This window comes from Pedobacter sp., assembly GCF_035566355.1.
Lineage (GTDB): Bacteria > Bacteroidota > Bacteroidia > Sphingobacteriales > Sphingobacteriaceae > Pedobacter.
Window position 1 is genome coordinate 1 of sequence record NZ_DATMRL010000571.1, and the last position, 18,641, is coordinate 18,641.

Sequence of the window (18,641 nt, forward strand, 5' to 3'; positions counted from 1 at the left end):
TGCGCTGGAATCGGCAAAAGAAGCAGCTGCTTTAAGGCTGAGGCCGATCATCATGACCAGTGTGGCCATGGTGGCGGGTATGCTTCCAATGGCGATAGGACATGGAGAGGGTGGGGATCAGGTGTCTCCGCTGGGAAGAGCAGTAATTGGCGGCTTGGTCGCTTCTACTTTTGCTGTTCTGGTGATCCTGCCTCTGGTATTTGCCTGGGTACAGGGTAAAGTATCTACGCAGTCCATTTCACTGGATCCGGAAGATGAAGAAAGCAAGCATTACATTAAAGGTTTAGCAGATTAATGGTAAGATATTTAAATTTGATAGAAATGAAAACAAAGATATTTCAGGGTACATTGGTTGCAGGCGGCTTGGCCCTGGTTACAATATTGCATGGCTGTACAGCTTCAGCGAAGAAAGAAGAGGTAAAAACAGAGAAAGCAGCTCCTGTGGCTACTTTTAAACTGGAAAAAGAGAAATTGTCTACAGCACTTCGTCTGCCAGGCGAACTGACGGCTTACCAACAGGTAGACCTGTATGCCAAAGTGAGCAGTTTTGTAAAAACATTAAAAGCAGATATCGGCTCGCAGGTTACCCAGGGACAACTGCTCATGACACTGGAAGCACCAGAAATGACTTCGCAGATTGCAGCTGCGCAATCTAAACTTAAGGCTCAGGAAGCAGTTTATACAGCCAGTAAGGCGAATTATGACCGCTTGTTTGAAACCAGTAAAACACCGGGTACCATTTCCAAGAATGATCTGGATCAGGCCATGGCGAGAAAGAACTCAGATTATGCGCAGTTTGAAGCGGCGAAAGCAGCTTTAAAAGAAGTAGGTGCAATTCAGAACTACCTGGAGATCCGTGCGCCGTTTAGCGGGATCATCACGGCAAGAAATGTGAACTTGGGGGCTTATGTCGGTCCTTCAGGAAAAGGATCGGAATTCCCGTTGTTTACTTTGCAGGAGCAAAAGAAACTTCGTTTGGCCATTTCTATTCCGGAGGTATATACAGGCTATCTTAAAGACGGGCACCAGGTTACTTTTACGGTTAAATCTCTTCCAAGCCAGACTTTTACAGCTGATGTGAAGCGTTTGGCAGGAGCACTGGATCTGCGTTTGCGTTCTGAAAAGGTAGAAATGGATGTGCTGAACAACGATAAAAAACTGTTGCCAGGTATGGTGGCAGAGGTCAGTATCCCGCTCCCGGCCAATGCGAGTACCTTCACCGTTCCTAAAAAAGCATTACTCGATACGAGTGAGGGGCTCTTTGTGATCAAAGTAGTGAACGGCAAAACGGAAAAAGTAGCTGTTAAGAAAGGCCGTGAAACTGATAACAGGATAGAGGTTTTTGGAAATTTGAATGCCGGTGATGAATTTGTGACAGAACCGAGTGAAGAAATGCGTGACGGAACTGTAATAAAGTCTTAACTTTATATTAGTTTTTTTATCATCGTCATATGCCGGCCAGAAACCAGGAATTTTATAATGTATTAAAAAGCGAAACGCTGCAGGATTTTTACGACAGGCTTAAAATTAACCGGCCTGAAGTTGTGGTCCCAAGTTTGGGAATGGTGAACGATATTGGCCATTTTAATGTATTTAAAAGGTCGGTTTATTGCTCTGCCAATCCATCACCTTATAACCGGAGAGATTTTTACAAGATCTCTCTGATCATTGGTTGTGGTATACTTCATTTTCCAAATGAACGTATCGAGGTGAAAGGACGCGCGCTTTTGTTTACAAACCCAAATATACCCTATTCCTGGGAGGGAACCTCTGAAACACAGGGTGGATACTTTTGTCTTTTTACGGAAAATTTTATGCGTAAAAAGAACGAGAGTCTGAAAGAGTCCCTGTTGTGGAGAATTCATGGCTGTCCGCTGATCCGGATAGATGAACATCAGGAGGGGATATTTATGGAACTCTTTTTAAAGATCATGGAGGAGATGAACGGGGAATATGTGCATAAATATGACCTGATCCGCAACTATGTGAACCTGATTGTTCATGAGGCAATCAAAGTACAGCCTGCATCTACAGATATTAAACACAGCAATGCTTCGGTACGTCTGGCTTCGCTCTTTATGGAACTGCTGGAAAGACAATTTCCGATCGGCTCTACGGATCATATCCTGGAGCTAAAAACGGCGCATGATTTTGCGGCTAAACTGGCGGTTCACGTAAACCACCTGAACCATGCAGTTAAGGAGGTGACCGGAAAAACAACTTCTGAACATATTTCTAAAAGAATAGCGAACGAAGCTGTGGCCCTGTTGAAACACACGGAATGGAATGTTGCGCAGATTGCCTATTGTCTGGGATTTGAATATCCTGCTAATTTTAATATTTTTTTTAGACGTCAAATGCAGGGGACGCCTAAATCTTTTAGACAAGTTTTGACAGAATAAGCGTGTTTAAAAGCATTTAAAGCCTTGTCATCTCATTTTGACAAATGAATGATAGATTCTTATTTAAGAAGTATCTACATTTGCTTAACGGTGTTAAATTATTTACACCTCAATAAATTTAATCATGGGAAGCAAAGAAAGAATCCAGCGTTTAAAAGAAGAGACCAGGAATAACATCCTGGATGCTGCGCTTCAGATTGCCCAGGAAGAAGGGTGGCAGGCTTTGAGTATGCGCAAAATTGCGGATGCTATTGAGTACACTGCGCCAATCATTTATGAATATTTTGCAAACAAAGAAGGCATTCTTTTAGAGCTGACCAGCAGAGGTTATATTCTGTTGGGTGCAAAAGTGGAAGCGGCCAGAAATGCGTATGAACATCCAGCCGATCAAATGGAAGCAATGTGGATCGCTTACTGGGATTTCGCTTTTGAACACAAGGAGTTTTACCAGATTATGTATGGTGTGGAAATGATTTGCTGTGAGGTTAAAAAAGCATTGCCGGAAGCAGAACGGGTAAGCCGGATGTATGGTGATGTGATCAGACAACTCATTACGAAGGTAGAACCTGATGAAGATCTGATTTGCAGAAAATATTATACGTTCTGGTCTATCGTGCATGGCCTGATCTCGATCAACCTGGTTCAGAAAGGAACAAATGAAGAGATGAACCAGCATATTCTGAGAGATGCCCTGAAAGGCATTATCCGGTTCATAAACGATTAGTCCTTTTTTTACCTGGTCATCTAACGCTGTTAAATCACTTATATCCGTTATAAATCTACATAATAATAAATATCATGAAATATCCCCCCATCTCCGCCCTATTATCTAACACTGTTAAATCGTCTAATAACGTTATGAAACCAATACTACTACTCTCTGTTTTATTTTTAATGGCTTGTTCAAGTAAGAATCCTCAGGTGGCTGCACCACCACCGCCTGCCTTACCTGTGGCCGCTGTTGTTTCCGGAACGGAAACAACCTTCCAGGAATATCCTGCCTCCATTGAAGGTACGGTAAATGTTGAAGTTCGCCCTCAGGTGAGCGGTACACTGGATAAAGTATTTGTGGATGAAGGTGCTTTTGTAACTGCCGGTCAGTCCATCTTTAAAATCAATGAACTGCCTTTCCGTGCAGCTTTAAACAACGCGCTTGCAGCCCAGCATTCTGCAGAAGCGGCGGTGATTAATGCCCAGCTGGAGGTAGAGCGTTTAACGCCGCTGGTGCAAAACAAAGTGATCTCTGAATTTCAGTTAAAATCTGCTAAAGCAACTGCACTGGCTGCAAAAGCGAATGTGGAGCAGGCTAAAGCCAATGTTTCTACCGCTTCTATTAATCTGGGCTATACCTTAATTAAAGCTCCTGTAAGCGGTTATATTGGAAGACTGCTGAAAAAACGTGGTAGTCTGGTTGGTCCGACAGATGTGGAAGCTTTAACTCAATTGTCTGATGTACATGATGTGCACGTGTATTTTTCCTTGGGTGAAAAGGATTTTGTGAACTTTAAGCAGCAATATCCTGGCCAGACACTGAAAGATAAACTGAAACAATTGCCTGCGGTTACTTTACTGCTTGCCGACAATACCGAATATGCCAAACCTGGTAAGATCGATGTGATTGACGGTCAGTTTGACAAGAATACCGGTGCCATTACTGTCAGAGCGAGTTTTCCAAATCCGGAAGGTCTGATCAGATCTGGTAACACTGGAAAGATCCGTCTGAGCCTGCAACACAATGATGCGTTGGTCATTCCACAGTCGGCTACTATTGATATGCAGGATAAAGTATTTGTATTTACTGTGGGTGACAGCAGTAAGGTGAAAAAACAAGCGATTACTATTGTTGGTAAAGCTGGCGAAAATTATTTGGTTAAAGACGGCGTAAAAGCTGGCGACCAGATTGTGTTAAGCGGCATTGATAAATTACAGGAAGGCATGGTTATCCAGCCTCAAAAGGCAGCAGATAAAGTAGCTGTTGTAAGAACAAAAAATTAATATAAAACTTAAAGTTTAAAAGTCATGTTTCAAAAATTTATAGAAAGGCCGGTACTTTCAACAGTGATCTCCATATTATTGGTGATCGTTGGTATACTTGCCTTAACAAAGCTGCCCTTAGAGCGCTTTCCTAATATCGCACCTCCGTCGGTATTGGTAACAGCTGTGTACCCGGGTGCTAATGCCGAAACGATTTTACGTTCGGTGACTCCATCATTGGAAGAGGCAATTAATGGTGTGGAGGACATGACATACATGACCTCTACTGCCAGTAATGATGGTACATTGGGTATCACGGTTTATTTTAAACAAGGTACGAATCCTGATCAGGCCGCTGTTAACGTGCAAAACCGTGTTTCACAAGCAACGAGCCAATTGCCTGCAGAGGTTGTACAATATGGTATAACAACTACTAAACAGCAAAATAGCTTTATTGGTGCGATAGGTATTTACTCAGAGGATCCAAAAAAATACGATGCAGTTTTTGTAAATAACTATGCTCAGATCAATATAATTCCCGAAATCAAACGTATCTCTGGTGTAGGTTCTGCCAGTGTATTTGGTGGTATTAAAGATTATTCAATGCGTATTTGGTTAAATCCAAGTCAATTGGCAACCTACAAAATTACCCCTAATGAAGTCATCAGTGCTATTCAGGACAAAAACCTGGAGGCGGCACCAGGCAGGGTTGGAGAACGAAGTAACGAAGCATTCGAATACGTAATTAAATATAAAGGCAAGCTTACGAAACCGGAGGAATATCAGAATATTGCTATCCGTTCAAATTCAGATGGTTCTATATTACGTTTAAAAGATGTTGCACGTGTTGAACTCGGCGCTTATAGTTATAGTAGTGTAAACCGCCTGAACGGACACGATGGAATTACGATTGGTATTATACAATTATCAGGGTCAAATGCCAATGAAATCCAGATTTCCCTTGATAAACTAATGGAAAAACTTTCAAAGGATTTTCCTAAGGGAATTAAATACAATCAGTTTTATCGTACTAAAACCGATCTTGATGAATCCATCAACCAGGTTGAGCATACCTTAGTGGAAGCCTTTATACTGGTATTTATTGTAGTATTTATATTCCTTCAGGATTTCAGATCTACCCTGATCCCGGCTATAGCAGTTCCGGTTGCTATTATTGGTACTTTCTTTTTCATGAATCTCTTTGGATTCTCTGTCAATCTTTTAACGCTGTTTGCCCTTGTACTGGCCATTGGTATTGTGGTGGATGATGCGATTGTGGTGGTGGAGGCGGTGCATGCCAAAATGGAAGATGATCCCACGCTTACTCCCAAAGCGGCAACTAACCAGGCCATGCATGAAATTACCGGGGCAATTATATCTATTACACTGGTTATGGCGGCGGTATTTTTACCGGTTAGTTTTATGACTGGCTCAACAGGTATATTTTACAAACAGTTTGCATTGACAATGGCTATAGCCATCATTATATCAGCTGTTAACGCCTTAACTTTAAGCCCTGCCCTGGCTGCCTTATTTTTAAAGAATAAACATGCAGCAGATGGTCACCAGGTGACTAAGAAAGGTTTTGTTGAGAAGTTTTATGCAGGCTTTAATGGTGGGTTTAATTACATGACCAAGAGATATATTGGTGGCTTGAAAACCCTTATCCGTAATAAATGGATTAGCATGGCCGGACTTGCATTAATAGTTGCTGTAACCGTTTTCCTGGTCAGCAGAACAAAAACAGGTTTTATTCCTACAGAGGATCAGGGTTTTGTGGCTATTGCTGTTGCAAGTCCGTCAGGAACTTCACTAAGCAATACCAACAAAATATTAAAACAGGCTGAAAAGGAGTTGCGCGCTATGCCATCAGCAAGATTTGTGATGTCGCTGGCAGGTTATAACTTTTTAACGGCATCAAACAGCCCGTCGGCTGGTCAGATCTTTTTATTGTTAAAACCAAATGACCAAAGAGGGGCGGTAAAAAATATCGATGAAATACAAAATATAGTAAGGGCTAAAATGGCGGCCATATCTGCCGGTACTTTCTTTGTGTTCAGTTTTCCAACCGTTCCAGGATTTAGTAACGTGGAGGCCATGAATGTGACCTTACAGGATAAAACTAATGGCAGGCTGGATAAATTTAGTGGTGTAGCTAATAACTTTATTGCAAAATTAATGGCTAAACCGGCAATTGCTTATGCTTTTACTTCTTATAAAGCAGACTATCCTCAGTTACAATTGGATGTTGATGACCAAAAAGCTGATCAGTTGGGTGTAAGTGTTAAAGACATTTTACAAACTATGCAGACCTATTTTGGTACTGCACAGGCATCAGACTTTAACCGTTTTGGTAAATACTATCGTGTGGTGGTTCAGGCTGATATTGCCGACAGAACCGATCCTGCAAGTATTGATCGTGTGTTTGTGAAAAACAAAGCGGGAGAAAGCGTGCCTATCAATACGCTTGTTAAATTAACCCGTGTTTATGGTTCAGAAACGGCTTCGCGTTATAACCTGTTTAACTCTATCGAGGTAAACGCTATTCCTAAACCAGGTTACAGCTCTGGTGATGCAATTAAGGCTATACAGGAAACGGCGAAGGAACAATTGCCAACTGGGTTTGCTTATGAATTCTCCGGGCAAACACGTGAGGAAATTTCTTCAGGAGGACAATCAACTGTGATATTTTTGCTTTGTCTGGTGTTTGTATATTTCTTGTTATCAGCGCAATACGAAAGTTATATCCTGCCTTTGGCGGTCATACTTTCCATCCCAACAGGTGTATTTGGCGTGTTTGTGGTATTGGGTTTAACTGGTATCGAAAATAACATTTATGTACAGGTAGCACTGATTATGCTTATTGGACTCTTGGCCAAAAACGCCATACTTATTGTGGAGTTTGCCGTCCAAAGACGTAAGGCCGGACTAGGTTTGGTGGAAGCGGCTATAGAAGCAGCAAGATTAAGGATAAGACCGATCATTATGACATCACTGGCTTTTGTGTTCGGTTTATTCCCAATGAGTATTGCAACAGGTCCTTCAGCACAAGGTAACCACTCCATCAGTATAGGAGCTGCCGGTGGTATGGTGTCAGGTGTTGTGTTAGGATTATTCATTATCCCGGTATTGTTTGTGATCTTCCAGCATTTGCAGGAGCGGTTTACTGGCTTGCCAGTAGCGGTTTTGAACCGTGAGGACCAGGATGAAAATGAAACAGCCAGGAAAACTGAAAAGCTGGAACTGCATAATAATTAACAATTAGAAAAATGAAACGATATATAAATCCATATGCTTTTTTATTACTGGTCGTCTTTTTAAGCGCCTGTAAAGTATCAAAGGATATCCCGGCACCCAAATCAGCTACCCCTGAGGCTTTCAGGGGGGCTGCTTTAACGGCAGATACTTCCAGTATTGGTGCTGTTCCTTTGAAACAGTTTATTGCAGAAGCAGAGCTGCGTAAATTGATTGATACTGCTTTGCTACGGAACTACGACCTGCAGATTGCTGTGAAGAATATTGAAGCCTCAGAATTGCTGTTTAAACAGTCGAAACTGGGCAATATCCCCTCGCTTAATTTGCAAATTACCGGAAGTTCCAACCGGCCTTCAGACAATAGTCTGAATGGTTTAAGTACCAGCCAGTTTTTAGGAACCAGCCATATTGAAGATTACAATGCCAATCTGGGATTAAGCTGGGAAGCGGATATCTGGGGGAAGATCAGGAGCCAGAAGCAAGGTGCTTTTGCAACCTATCTGCAAAGCAGGGAGGCTAAAAAGGCCGTACAAACCCGTTTGGTTGCTAATGTAGCTCAGGGTTATTATAATTTGCTCATGATGGATGCGCAATTGCAAGTTGCTAAAAAGAACCTGGCTTTAAATGACAGTACGCTTCGGATCATACATATGCAGTTTGATGCCGGTCAGGTGACTTCTCTGGCCATTCAGCAGGCAGAAGCGCAACAGACAGTAGCGGCGCAGCTGGTTCCGCAACTGGAACAAAGCGTAGGCGTGCAGGAAAATGCATTACGTATTTTAACCGGTCAGCTACCTTCAGCTGTGGAGCGTCAGGCCAGTTTAGACCAGATGGTGGTGCCTGAGTCTTTATCTGCAGGTATACCTTCGGATATGGTGAGCCGCAGGCCTGATGTGAAAACATCGGAACTGGCTTTGGCGATAGCAAATGCGAAAGTTGGCGTAACTAAAGCCAGTATGTATCCTTCTCTGAGCATTACGGCCAGTGGTGGCCTGAATTCTTTTAAAGCGAGCAATTGGTTTAATGTGCCGGCTTCTTTATTTGGTTTGGTTACCGGTGGTATTACGCAGCCAATCTTTCAGCGTAAAGAATTGAAGACCCAGTTTGAGGTGGCCAAGGTAGAGCGGGAGAAAGCGGTGCTGCAGTTCAGACAGTCGGTATTGAATGCGGTTGGTGAGGTATCTGATGAACTGATCAAACAGGAAAAACTGAAACAGCAATATACGATAGCCAGCAGCCGGGTGCAGACTTTGCAGAAAGCGGTAAAGAATGCAAACCTGTTGTTTAGAAATGGGATGGCTAATTACCTTGAGGTAATTACTGCGCAGGGAAATTTGTTGCAAAGTGAGCTGGATATGGCGACGCTTAAGGCAGCGAGATTGAATTCTATGGTTGAGCTGTACCGTTCGCTGGGCGGGGGCTGGAATTAGAGGGGAAAATGTTTTTGAATAAAATGACTGCATATTCTCGCTGAAGAAGCTCGAAGACGCTAGGTCATTTTATTCAAAAACATTTTTTGGGAGGTCATCCGGTTGGGCGGCCTTTCTTTTTGGAGACGCCAGGTCATTTTATTCAAAACATTTTTTTGGGGGTCATCCGATTGGGTGGCCTTTCTTTTTGAAGAGGCCAGATCATTTTATTCAAAGCATTTTTTGGGAGGTCATCCGGTTGGGTGGCCTTTCTCTTTGTGTTCGTTTCGCTGGTGGTTTTGTCCGGTTCGGACTTTTTTTACTTTTCTTCCTGTGTGTTGACATGCATCTTTAAATCCTATTATGATATAGCGATATTTATGCGGTTAAAACAAGTTCTAATATTTTTTGTGAGTGGTTGGATGTCTGTAATGCTGGTTTATGGACAGGAACCTGTAAAAAAAGGAAAGGAGACAGATGTTTCATCAAAACTTACAGATTCTGTAAAGATGGCGGCTTTGAGGGAAATTGCTTTGCGTTATCCCCTGTTGCGTCAGGGAGGGATTTCTACGGAGTTTGGGGGCAAGCAGGATTTAAAGTCTGATTTATATGGCAACAGGGTTCTGGAGAGTAAAGTTCAGATTTCAAGGATCAGGGCTTACGTAAACATTCCTGTAGCGGAGATCGGAAAAAACCTTATTTCCTCTTCTCTGGGATTGGTGCAGCAAAAACTATCGTTTAGCGATATCAACGGTCAGCCCAGTATGGTTCAAGGTGCAAAAATGATTCTTAAAGAGAACACTTTCAATTTCAGGCTTGGGGTAACCAGGGCAAGTACTTTGTTTGATAAACCAGTGGTTTATAGTGTAAGTGCTCTCGCCATTACGAATGAACATTTTTCTTATATCCGAATGAATTATATGGGACTTGCTGCACTGACTCTTAAAAGAATGGCCGACCGGTCTTCGTCTGTTGGTGTGGTCGTTGTTGTTGACCCTTCGGCTCCTTTGCCAATATTGCCATATTATAATGCCTGGCGTAAATTCAATAACAGTTTGGAATTATTTGTAGATCTGCCGTCCAGAATCAACATCAGGAAACAATTGTCTGAAAAATCTTTTCTTTCTTTTGGGACTGAAATGACCGGAACGCTCGCTTTTTTGAATTTGAATGTGCCTGCACTGCCTCAGCAGAATATCTTCACTACGCTTGATCTTAAAACTGGCCCATCTTACGAGTACAGATTGTCAAAGTATGTGGTTTTGGGAGCTAGTGGCGGCTTGATCAGTCCATTACAGTCGCGGGTATTTGAGAAAAGTGCGCCGAGTAAGGACTATTTTATAGAGAATAAGCTTAACGCTGCGCCTTATGTGAATTTTAGTATTTCTGTTTTGCCATTTCTTAAAGCATTGTAGCCTTTTCTTTTTGAAATTCCGGTATTATTTTCTTCAAGTAGCTAAGTCCTGTAGCTGCGCAGCCTTTTTAGTGAAATTTAACCCTGAATTATGTTTTACTGAAAATTAAAATCTGTATATATGCATAATGGTTACTAAGTGATCGCATTTCAAGATTTGGCTATAGATGGAAAGCAAAATAGATTGCAAAATGCAGTGGAAGGGGATAAAGGAAGGGGATATTAGCTCCCTTTTCCGGCTTTACGAACTTCTTTTTACTCATTTGCTGAATTTTGGGGTCAAATACTCTGCTGATATGGATTTATCGAGAGATTTGGTGAATGAAATCTTTATGGAAGTATGGGACAAACACCAGACACTTCCGGAAGTGGAGAATGTTCAGTCTTATTTGCTGAGTTATGTTAAAAGGAAAGTCGCGAGACATTATTATCATGATGAATTGCGGCAGAAGGCAATTCACGCGCAACAGGATGAATTACATGAACTTTCCTACGAAGAGTTTATTGTGAATATCCAGTCAGAGCAGCACCTGCGCTCCAGATTGAAAACCGCGCTTCAAAAATTAACGCCTAAACAGAAGGAACTCGTCCAACTTAAATTCTTTGATGACCTTTCTTATGTTGAAATCGCAGAGCGTACTTCTCTTACGGTTAAAACAGCTTATAATACGATATATGATGCTTTGAAGATCTTAAAAAAGGAGATGAAATAAGGCTGTGTTTTGTTAAGATAAAGGCTGTGTTAAATTAATTTTATTTTTTTTGAAATTTTCTTAGGAAAAAATCCGGATTGCTGCACTATTAGATTAAACAGGCAAAACAATGGATTATAACCAATATACATCTGTAGATTTTCTTACTGATGAAAGCTTTCTGAGCTATTGTGCCGGCAATGATGAAGAACATGTCAGATTTTGGCAAAATTATACAATAGAACATCCTGAAAAAGAACAGGAACTGAGTGAAGCCATGGTTATGTATAAACAGCTGAGCGGCAATAAGCGCCCCGTTGAAACAGAACTTGCCAACTTCAAGCAACTGATACAGAACAGACTTAATGTTATAGAGCAGCCAGTTCCCGAACTCAGTGAAAGTTATGTAAGCAGTACTGGTCAGTTTAAAATATACAGGGTGGCTGCTCTTTTGATGCTTATGGTATTGATCGGTGGTTTTTTTGTATGGAGGAGATCCAGTCCTTCTAATTTGTTAAATGCAGAGCAGGGTACGCAGCTAAGTAAAAATATTTTTCGGACAGAGAAGGCTCAGAGGAAGAAGATCACGTTTGAAGATGGAACAACCGTTTCGTTAAATGCGGATACGAAGATCAGCTTAAGAAAAGGCTATAATAAAAATACCCGCGAGGTTGATCTTATTGGAGAAGCTTTTTTCGAGGTGGAACATAATCCTGCGGTGCCTTTTATTGTACATACGGCTAAATTGGATGTTAAAGTGCTTGGAACCAAATTTAATGTAAGTGCTTACCCGGATGAGCGCCGTACAGAGGCTTCGTTGATTATGGGAAGTATACAGGCCAGCCTGAACGACAAAAGCCGCCGTCATTTTATTTTGAAGCCAAGTGAAAAGATTACGGTGGAGGAAGATCAGCTGGCTACCGCTAAAAAGATACTGGCAAAGGATATCCCTAAGGTTTTGGTGAGTAATGTGCATTTGACCAACAGAAATGTTGTGGTAGAAACCGCCTGGGTGAATAACGGTCTGGAAATTAATAACGAAACCTTTATAGAGCTTCAGCAGAAACTGGAACGGGAATATGGGGTTACCCTGGCCTTCAAAGATGACGAAGTGAAAAAATATAAATTTACCGCAACCCTTAAAAATGAACCGATAAACGAAGTACTAAAAGCAATGCAAACCGTAAACTATTTTAATTATAAGATCAAAGGAAATACTGTTCAGCTTTCAAAATAAAAACCGGTTCGGTGCTCCAACACCAAACCGGTAATTATTGATAGTTAACATTTTAGAGGAGGCTACTTTTGAGCGGCAGGTCTCCTCTGTTTTTGGCTGTGAAACCAATTTTCAAATATATGACAAATAAACTATTACTCAAATGGGGACTTAACCGGCCCGTTCTAAAACTAATTTTGTATATGAAGTTAACTTTTACCATTGTTTTACTTCTCTGTATGCAGGTTTCTGCCAAGGTACTTTCCCAGGAAAAGATCAGTATTACAGTGCAGAACGAAAAGATTGATAAGATCTTGAAAATGATTGAGAAGCAAAGCCGATATCATTTTATATACAGTACAAATTATCTGAATACAGACAGAAAGGTAAACCTGAATGTTGCCGATGCAGACCTGAAGGTGGTGCTGGAGAAATTATTCACAAATGAGGTGTTGAAGTACACCGTTACGAGTAAAGGACTGGTGATGCTTTCTACGCAAGCAGATAATGTAAACGATATCGTTGTAAAAGGAAAAATTACGGATAAAGCTGGCCCGGTGCCGGGGGCAACGATTAGTTTAAAGTCGGACAGGGGAGTTGGTACTTCTTCAGATGCTGCGGGAAATTTTACACTTAGAGTGCCTAACGATGGTGTTTTGGTGGTCCGTTCTGTTGGTTATTTCACTAAAGAAGTTCCAGTTTCAGGAAGAACGGTGATTAATGTGCAGCTGGAGGAGGAAAACAGTAATTTGAATGAGGTGGTTGTTGTAGGCTATTCTTCAAAAAAACAGAGTGAATTGTCTAGTTCTGTAACGGTATTGAATGCAGAGCAGTTGAAAGGGGTGGCTTCGAATGATGTGATGAGCATGATCCAGGGAAAGGCGCCAGGCGTTACAGTGTCTTCGGCATCCGGGGATCCAACTGAAGCACCGAAAGTTTTGGTTAGGGGCGTGAGCAGTATTAATGGAGGCACGGCACCTTTGGTTGTAGTAGATGGAAATATTGTGGGGGCCTATGGGGCCTCCAATGCGACCTATAGCCCTGCAGATGTTGAGTCTGTGACCATTTTAAAAGATGCTGCTGCAACTGGTCTGTATGGCTCCAGGGCAGGAAGTGGTGTGATTATCATTACTACCAAGACAGGTAAAGCAGGGGAGACAAAAATTGACATCAGCTCTACGGTAGGTTTTAATAAGCCGAACATGGGGAATTTTAAGCTGATGAATACCCAGCAGTTGTATGACTATCAGAAAACTTTTACCAATCCCAACCCCGCAGTTCTGAATACAAATACCAATTGGTGGGACTTGGCTACTCAGACCGGTTTAACACAGAATTATGTGCTTTCTGCCTCGGGAGGTACGGAGAAATCTAAATTCTATATCTCCGGTAATTATTATAAAGAAGAGGGTACAGTGGTAAAAAACGACAAAAAGGCTTATAGTCTTCGTGCGAATCTTTCCTCTCAACTTACCCAGCGTTTAAAGTTAAGTGTGCTCTTGAATACCATTTACACCAAAGATAATTATCAGACCAGCAGTACCCTGCGCGATGCTTATCTGAATTTGCCTTTTGATCCGGCTTTTAATGCAGACGGAACACCGACTGATGGAAGAACAACACCAAACTGGTTGGGAAGAGACAAGGAAAATTTTCTCCAATCTATCCAATATAACTTTGCCAATGGAAGAAGTTTAAATGTAAACGGGGATGTGAACCTGGATTATACCATAACTAAACATCTGAGTTTTGCGTCCTATAACCGGGCCAATTTCTTTAATGACTTTTATGTAACCTATAATGATAAAAGAACAAAACAAGGAGGAGCAAATTCTGGAGAATTATATAATAATACTTCTTATACCAACAGATTACTTTCTTCAAACCGCTTAAAATATGAAAACAGTTTTGGACAACATAATTTAAGCATTTTGGCCGTTGGGGAAGCAGAAAAATCACATTTTGATGATGCCAGCTTAAGCGGAAAAAACCTGCCTCCGGGCCGTCCGGTGATGTCTACTGCTACCGACATTATTGATAATCCTGGAGGAGGAAACAATGATGTGAATTTTAGTAAATACCTTTCGCAAGCTGAATATAACTATGCTGGCAAATATTTTGGAGTTGCTTCCTTTGTTCATGAAAATTCTTCACGTTTTGGCCGCGACAAAAGCGGGGGTAATTTCTATCAGTTAGGCGCTTCCTGGATCTTATCGAATGAAGACTTCCTTAAAAATATGGGCCCTCTGAACTTCTTGAAATTAAGGGCAAGTTATGGTACCACAGGTAATGCTGAAATTGGGGACTATCCTTCACTGGGACTATATGTCATAGATGCATCCGCAAGTTATGGTGGAACGCCGGGTGCAAAACCCTTACAAAGAGCCAATCCGAACCTGACCTGGGAGAAACAGAAAACCACCAATATTGGTGTTGATTTTGGTTTTTTTAAACGGATTGATGTTACAGTCGATGTGTATGATAAAAGATCAGATGCCTTATTGTTCCAGATTCCGCTGCCAAGTACGAGCGGATATAGTTATTATTTTGATAACGTAGGTGCCCTGAAGAACAGGGGTATTGAATTCAGTATTAATTCCAGAAACCTGACCGGCCAGTTTAAGTGGGAGACCAGTTACAATATGGCCTTTAATCAAAACCGGATCCTGGCCTTAAATGAGGGTAAAGATGCAATAGCACCCGATGCAAGTAAACCAGGAGCTATTGGACATGATATTTACGATTGGAAAATGCCGATCTGGGCAGGTGTAGATCCGAATAATGGAGATCCGTTATGGGAAAAGATCATCACGGATGCAGATGGTAAACAATATACGGCCTTAACCAATACTTACAGCCAGGCCACCAGACAATATACAGGTACTTCTGCTTCTCCTAAATTTACAGGCGGTATTACCAATACCTTTTCTTACAAAGGCGTTTCTTTAAGTGCCTTTTTCAATTTTGTGTATGGTAATGAAGTATATAATGCCAGCCGTGCCCTTTTTGACAGTGATGGTTTGTATGAGAGTTATAATGCTATGGTCTTGAAATCCGGATGGAGCAGGTGGGAAAAGGTAGGCGATATCGCTACGCACCCCAAGCCTGTTCTGGGCGGTAACCATGATTCTAACCAGAGTTCTTCCAGATACCTTGAAGATGGAAGTTATATCCGTTTGCGGAATGTGACGCTAGGTTATGATATACCAACGCAGTGGTTGTCAAAGTTAAAGATTAAAAATGCCAGGGTATTTGTGAGCGGAGATAATTTATGGACGGGTACAAAATTCTCGGGTGTTGATCCTGAGGTAGATTTTAGTGATGCTGCGGGCAACTTCAAATATCCCATCAGCAGAAAAATATTATTTGGTATCAACGTCGGTTTATAAAAATTGGAGGACACAATGAAATTAAAATATATAAAACTATTTATGCTTTCGGCCACTGTGGTTGTGGCCATGAGTGCCTGTAAAAAGGAAGTAAAGCCTTCTACGGCTATTGATGATCAGTCTGCACTGACCAATGCAGGGGATATAGAAACTGCAACTATTGGAACTTATGCGGTGTTAAGAGATGCGACCTATATCAGGAGTGCACATTTTCTGACGGAATATCAGGGTGATAACGTGGCTCAGGGACAACCTTCTTCAGATGATCTTTCCCGTTGTTATCGCTATACGCATATTCCGACCGGAACGCATGGTGCAAATTTCTGGAAACAGGCCTATTTTGTAACTGTTGCGGCCAACAAGATCATTGCGGCTATTCCTGATGCATCTGCGGCAGATTTGCGTCAGCTTAAAGGGGAGAACCTATTTTTAAGGGCAATGATGGAATTCAACCTGGTCAGGGTATTTGGACGTCCTTACGTACAGGGAAATGGAGCAAATCCTGGTGTGCCTGTCTTAAAAGAAGGTGTTACGGATGATACGCCGGCAAGGAAGAGTGTGAAAGAAGTTTATGATGCTGTTTTAGCAGATCTCCTGAAGGCTGCGGATCTAATGACGGTGAGCAAATCGGATATTTTTGCTTCGAAAGAGGTGGCTTATGCCTTGTTGTCCAGGGTTTATCTGAATATGGGAGATAATGCAAATACGATAAAATATGCTAATCTCGTGATTGCATCAGGAAGGTATAAATTGCTGCAGGGCAGTGATTATCAGAACTATTTCACGGTGACACCGGAGGCCAATGCAGAAACTATTTTTGCAGTCCGTTACATGAAAACGGAAGACCAGGGTTTTGGAGCGATTGGCTCTATGTATTACAGCGGAACACCTGGAAGTTTAAGTACGCCTGGTTCTCAGGGTAGTACAGGTTATGGCGAGATTTATGCTTCTCAGCAGTATATTGCAGAGCTGGATAAAAATCCGGCTGACCTTAGACACAGCTTTATTGCACCTTATAAGATCAATGGTGTATTGCAGTATAATCCTAAATTATCTCCTGCGGCTCCAATGTATTATGTCACCAAATATAGTCTTCAGGAAGGGGTTGTAAATTTAAGTTCTCCTGTATACCTGCGTTTTGCAGAAATGTATCTGAACCGGGCAGAGGCCAATGCTAAATTAGGTAATGCACAGGCGGCTTTGGATGATGTAAACCTGATTCGTACGCGCGCAGGGATACCTGCTTTGACTTTGGCTGGAATAGCAGGGGCTGGAAAATCGGCTTTGGATGTGGTATTGGAGGAACGCCGTCTGGAATTTGCTTTTGAAGGACAGCGGGCTTATGACCTGTTCAGGAACAACAGACCAATGGTGAGGAATTATCCAGGTACCCATGCTTTAAACAATACGCCAAATACCATTATTACCCAAACGATCCAGCCAACGGATGCCCGGGTGATCTTTTTTGTTCCGCAATATGAGATTGACAACAACAAGAACCTGACCCAGAATCCTTAAGCACCTATTTAAGTAATCAATTATGAGAAAAATATATTTATTGCTCCTGATCAGCAGCGTTTTTTGTTTAAATGCTTGTAAGAAGGGGCCTCAGCAAACCGCAGAGAATACGTATAAAGAATGGCCGGTAGTCTTAGAAACCGGCACTGCTGTACCACTTGAGGGAAATGCTTTCATTACTCAGCCTGTAAATGGCGGCACAGAACAGATTGTTGCCGGTGGCTTGAACAAATGGAACAATGCGGGAAGTGTGATCAGTACCTATTTTAAATTGGGGCAACCTGGTAAACTAAACCTGGCTATCCAGGCTTCGGTAATAACCGGGTCATCTACGATTAAAGTATCCGTTGATGGAAAGTCTTTTAATGTTACTCTGAAGGGAGCGACACCTGCTGTTTATCCTGTGGCCTCTATTGATGTGGCTGCTGCGGGATATGTAAAAGTAGACCTCCAGGGGCTTAGTAAAGAAGGAAGTACTTTTGCGGAAGTTTCCAATATTATGATCGGTGGATCTGCAACAACCTCTGGATTGAAATATGCCAGTGTAAGTACAGATAATCAGTTTTACTGGTCGCGCCGGGGGCCTTCTGTGCATTTGAATTATACAGCACCTTCAGGGAATATTGAATGGTTATATAATGAAGTTACTGTTCCTCAGGGGCAGGATAATATCGGATCTTATTATATGTCCAACGGTTTCAATGGTGGTTATTTTGGTATGCAGGTTAAATCTGCCACAGAACGCTGGATGTTGTTCTCAGTTTGGGATGCCGATAATGGAGATAAAACGGTTCTGACCAGTAAGGGTGCGGGTGTAACTGATGGAAATTTTGGTGGTGAGGGAACTGGAGGACAGTCTTATATGGTTTATAAATGGATTACCGGAAATACCTATAAATTTTTAACCCAGATTAAGCCAGATGGAAATGGGAATACGTTGTATTCTTCCTGGTTTTTTGCCCCTGAATTGAACGCATGGAAATTTATGGCCACATTTAAACGTCCGTCCACTTCAACTTATGTAGGGGGAATTAATTCATTCCTGGAAAATTTTGCCGTCGAAAACGGTTACATGGGAAGAAAAGCGCTGTATAACAACATGTGGGTACGTAATACTTCGGGTGTTTGGACAGAGATCAGTACGGCTAAATTTACAACGGATCCAACTGGTGCTACTGAACAACGTATGGATTTTAAAGGAGGTGTTGAAAATGGTCAGTTCTTTTTACAGAACGGTGCATTCTTCAATGACTTTGTAGCTGACAATACCAATTTGAGCAGAACGCCTACGGGTCAGCAGCCTACAGTAAACCTAAGTACTTTACCACTTAACTAATGCAAATCAGATGAGATCTATAAAATTTTATATTGT

At 41.8% G+C, this 18,641-nt stretch carries 13 protein-coding genes; all 13 read left to right on the forward strand.

The genetic code is table 11. The features are described 5' to 3' along the window. The coding region (locus tag VNZ46_RS22435; protein ID WP_325562793.1) for an efflux RND transporter permease subunit at positions 1 to 295 on the forward strand (295 nt) is incomplete at its 5' end. 26 nt (positions 296 to 321) lie between these two features. Further along, the gene (locus tag VNZ46_RS22440) at positions 322 to 1,422 is read left to right on the forward strand and encodes an efflux RND transporter periplasmic adaptor subunit (RefSeq protein ID WP_325562795.1); all 1,101 of its coding nucleotides are present in this window, start codon (positions 322 to 324) and stop codon (positions 1,420 to 1,422) included. A gap of 29 nt (positions 1,423 to 1,451) precedes the next feature. Beyond that, positions 1,452 to 2,402 carry a helix-turn-helix transcriptional regulator gene (locus VNZ46_RS22445; RefSeq protein ID WP_325562797.1) on the forward strand — a complete coding sequence of 317 codons (951 nt, stop codon included), beginning with the start codon at positions 1,452 to 1,454 and terminating at the stop codon, positions 2,400 to 2,402. Between the two features lie 124 nt (positions 2,403 to 2,526). After that, the gene (locus VNZ46_RS22450; RefSeq protein WP_199075289.1) at positions 2,527 to 3,126 is read left to right on the forward strand and encodes a TetR/AcrR family transcriptional regulator; all 600 of its coding nucleotides are present in this window, start codon (positions 2,527 to 2,529) and stop codon (positions 3,124 to 3,126) included. Between the two features lie 134 nt (positions 3,127 to 3,260). Further along, positions 3,261 to 4,397: an efflux RND transporter periplasmic adaptor subunit gene (locus VNZ46_RS22455; RefSeq protein ID WP_325562799.1), complete on the forward strand. Its 1,137-nt coding sequence runs from the start codon at positions 3,261 to 3,263 to the stop codon at positions 4,395 to 4,397. A gap of 24 nt (positions 4,398 to 4,421) precedes the next feature. Further along, positions 4,422 to 7,634 (forward strand): efflux RND transporter permease subunit, encoded by a 3,213-nt coding sequence (locus VNZ46_RS22460; RefSeq protein ID WP_325562801.1) that lies wholly within the window; start codon positions 4,422 to 4,424, stop codon positions 7,632 to 7,634. 11 nt (positions 7,635 to 7,645) lie between these two features. Further along, entirely contained in the window at positions 7,646 to 9,061 is a 1,416-nt protein-coding gene (locus VNZ46_RS22465; RefSeq protein ID WP_325562803.1) for an efflux transporter outer membrane subunit, read from the forward strand. Positions 9,062 to 9,420: 359 nt separating this feature from the next. Continuing rightward, the gene (locus tag VNZ46_RS22470; protein WP_325562805.1) at positions 9,421 to 10,455 is read left to right on the forward strand and encodes a DUF6268 family outer membrane beta-barrel protein; all 1,035 of its coding nucleotides are present in this window, start codon (positions 9,421 to 9,423) and stop codon (positions 10,453 to 10,455) included. Positions 10,456 to 10,621: 166 nt separating this feature from the next. After that, entirely contained in the window at positions 10,622 to 11,167 is a 546-nt protein-coding gene (locus tag VNZ46_RS22475; protein ID WP_325562807.1) for an RNA polymerase sigma factor, read from the forward strand. 109 nt (positions 11,168 to 11,276) lie between these two features. Beyond that, positions 11,277 to 12,383, forward strand: coding sequence for a FecR family protein (locus tag VNZ46_RS22480; RefSeq protein WP_325562809.1), 1,107 nt, complete (start codon positions 11,277 to 11,279; stop codon positions 12,381 to 12,383). A 182-nt stretch (positions 12,384 to 12,565) separates the two neighbouring features. Next, positions 12,566 to 15,751 (forward strand): TonB-dependent receptor, encoded by a 3,186-nt coding sequence (locus VNZ46_RS22485; protein ID WP_325562811.1) that lies wholly within the window; start codon positions 12,566 to 12,568, stop codon positions 15,749 to 15,751. Between the two features lie 15 nt (positions 15,752 to 15,766). Beyond that, a complete protein-coding gene (locus tag VNZ46_RS22490; protein ID WP_325562813.1) occupies positions 15,767 to 17,269 on the forward strand; it encodes a RagB/SusD family nutrient uptake outer membrane protein in 1,503 nt (500 codons plus the stop codon). 22 nt (positions 17,270 to 17,291) lie between these two features. Beyond that, complete coding sequence (locus VNZ46_RS22495; RefSeq protein WP_325562815.1) at positions 17,292 to 18,605, forward strand: DUF3472 domain-containing protein; 1,314 nt, start codon at positions 17,292 to 17,294, stop codon at positions 18,603 to 18,605. Positions 18,606 to 18,641: the final 36 nt, after the last annotated feature.

Excerpts from the sequence above, each read along its gene's own strand:
- VNZ46_RS22480 (WP_325562809.1), top strand. The coding sequence starts at position 11,277 with ATGGATTATAACCAATATACATCTGTAGATTTTCTTACTGATGAAAGC.
- VNZ46_RS22465 (WP_325562803.1), top strand. The coding sequence starts at position 7,646 with ATGAAACGATATATAAATCCATATGCTTTTTTATTACTGGTCGTCTTT.
- VNZ46_RS22495 (WP_325562815.1), top strand. The coding sequence starts at position 17,292 with ATGAGAAAAATATATTTATTGCTCCTGATCAGCAGCGTTTTTTGTTTA.
- VNZ46_RS22450 (WP_199075289.1), top strand. The coding sequence starts at position 2,527 with ATGGGAAGCAAAGAAAGAATCCAGCGTTTAAAAGAAGAGACCAGGAAT.
- VNZ46_RS22460 (WP_325562801.1), top strand. The coding sequence starts at position 4,422 with ATGTTTCAAAAATTTATAGAAAGGCCGGTACTTTCAACAGTGATCTCC.
- VNZ46_RS22455 (WP_325562799.1), top strand. The coding sequence starts at position 3,261 with ATGAAACCAATACTACTACTCTCTGTTTTATTTTTAATGGCTTGTTCA.
- VNZ46_RS22470 (WP_325562805.1), top strand. The coding sequence starts at position 9,421 with ATGCGGTTAAAACAAGTTCTAATATTTTTTGTGAGTGGTTGGATGTCT.
- VNZ46_RS22490 (WP_325562813.1), top strand. The coding sequence starts at position 15,767 with ATGAAATTAAAATATATAAAACTATTTATGCTTTCGGCCACTGTGGTT.
- VNZ46_RS22485 (WP_325562811.1), top strand. The coding sequence starts at position 12,566 with ATGAAGTTAACTTTTACCATTGTTTTACTTCTCTGTATGCAGGTTTCT.
- VNZ46_RS22440 (WP_325562795.1), top strand. The coding sequence starts at position 322 with ATGAAAACAAAGATATTTCAGGGTACATTGGTTGCAGGCGGCTTGGCC.
- VNZ46_RS22475 (WP_325562807.1), top strand. The coding sequence starts at position 10,622 with ATGGAAAGCAAAATAGATTGCAAAATGCAGTGGAAGGGGATAAAGGAA.
- VNZ46_RS22445 (WP_325562797.1), top strand. The coding sequence starts at position 1,452 with ATGCCGGCCAGAAACCAGGAATTTTATAATGTATTAAAAAGCGAAACG.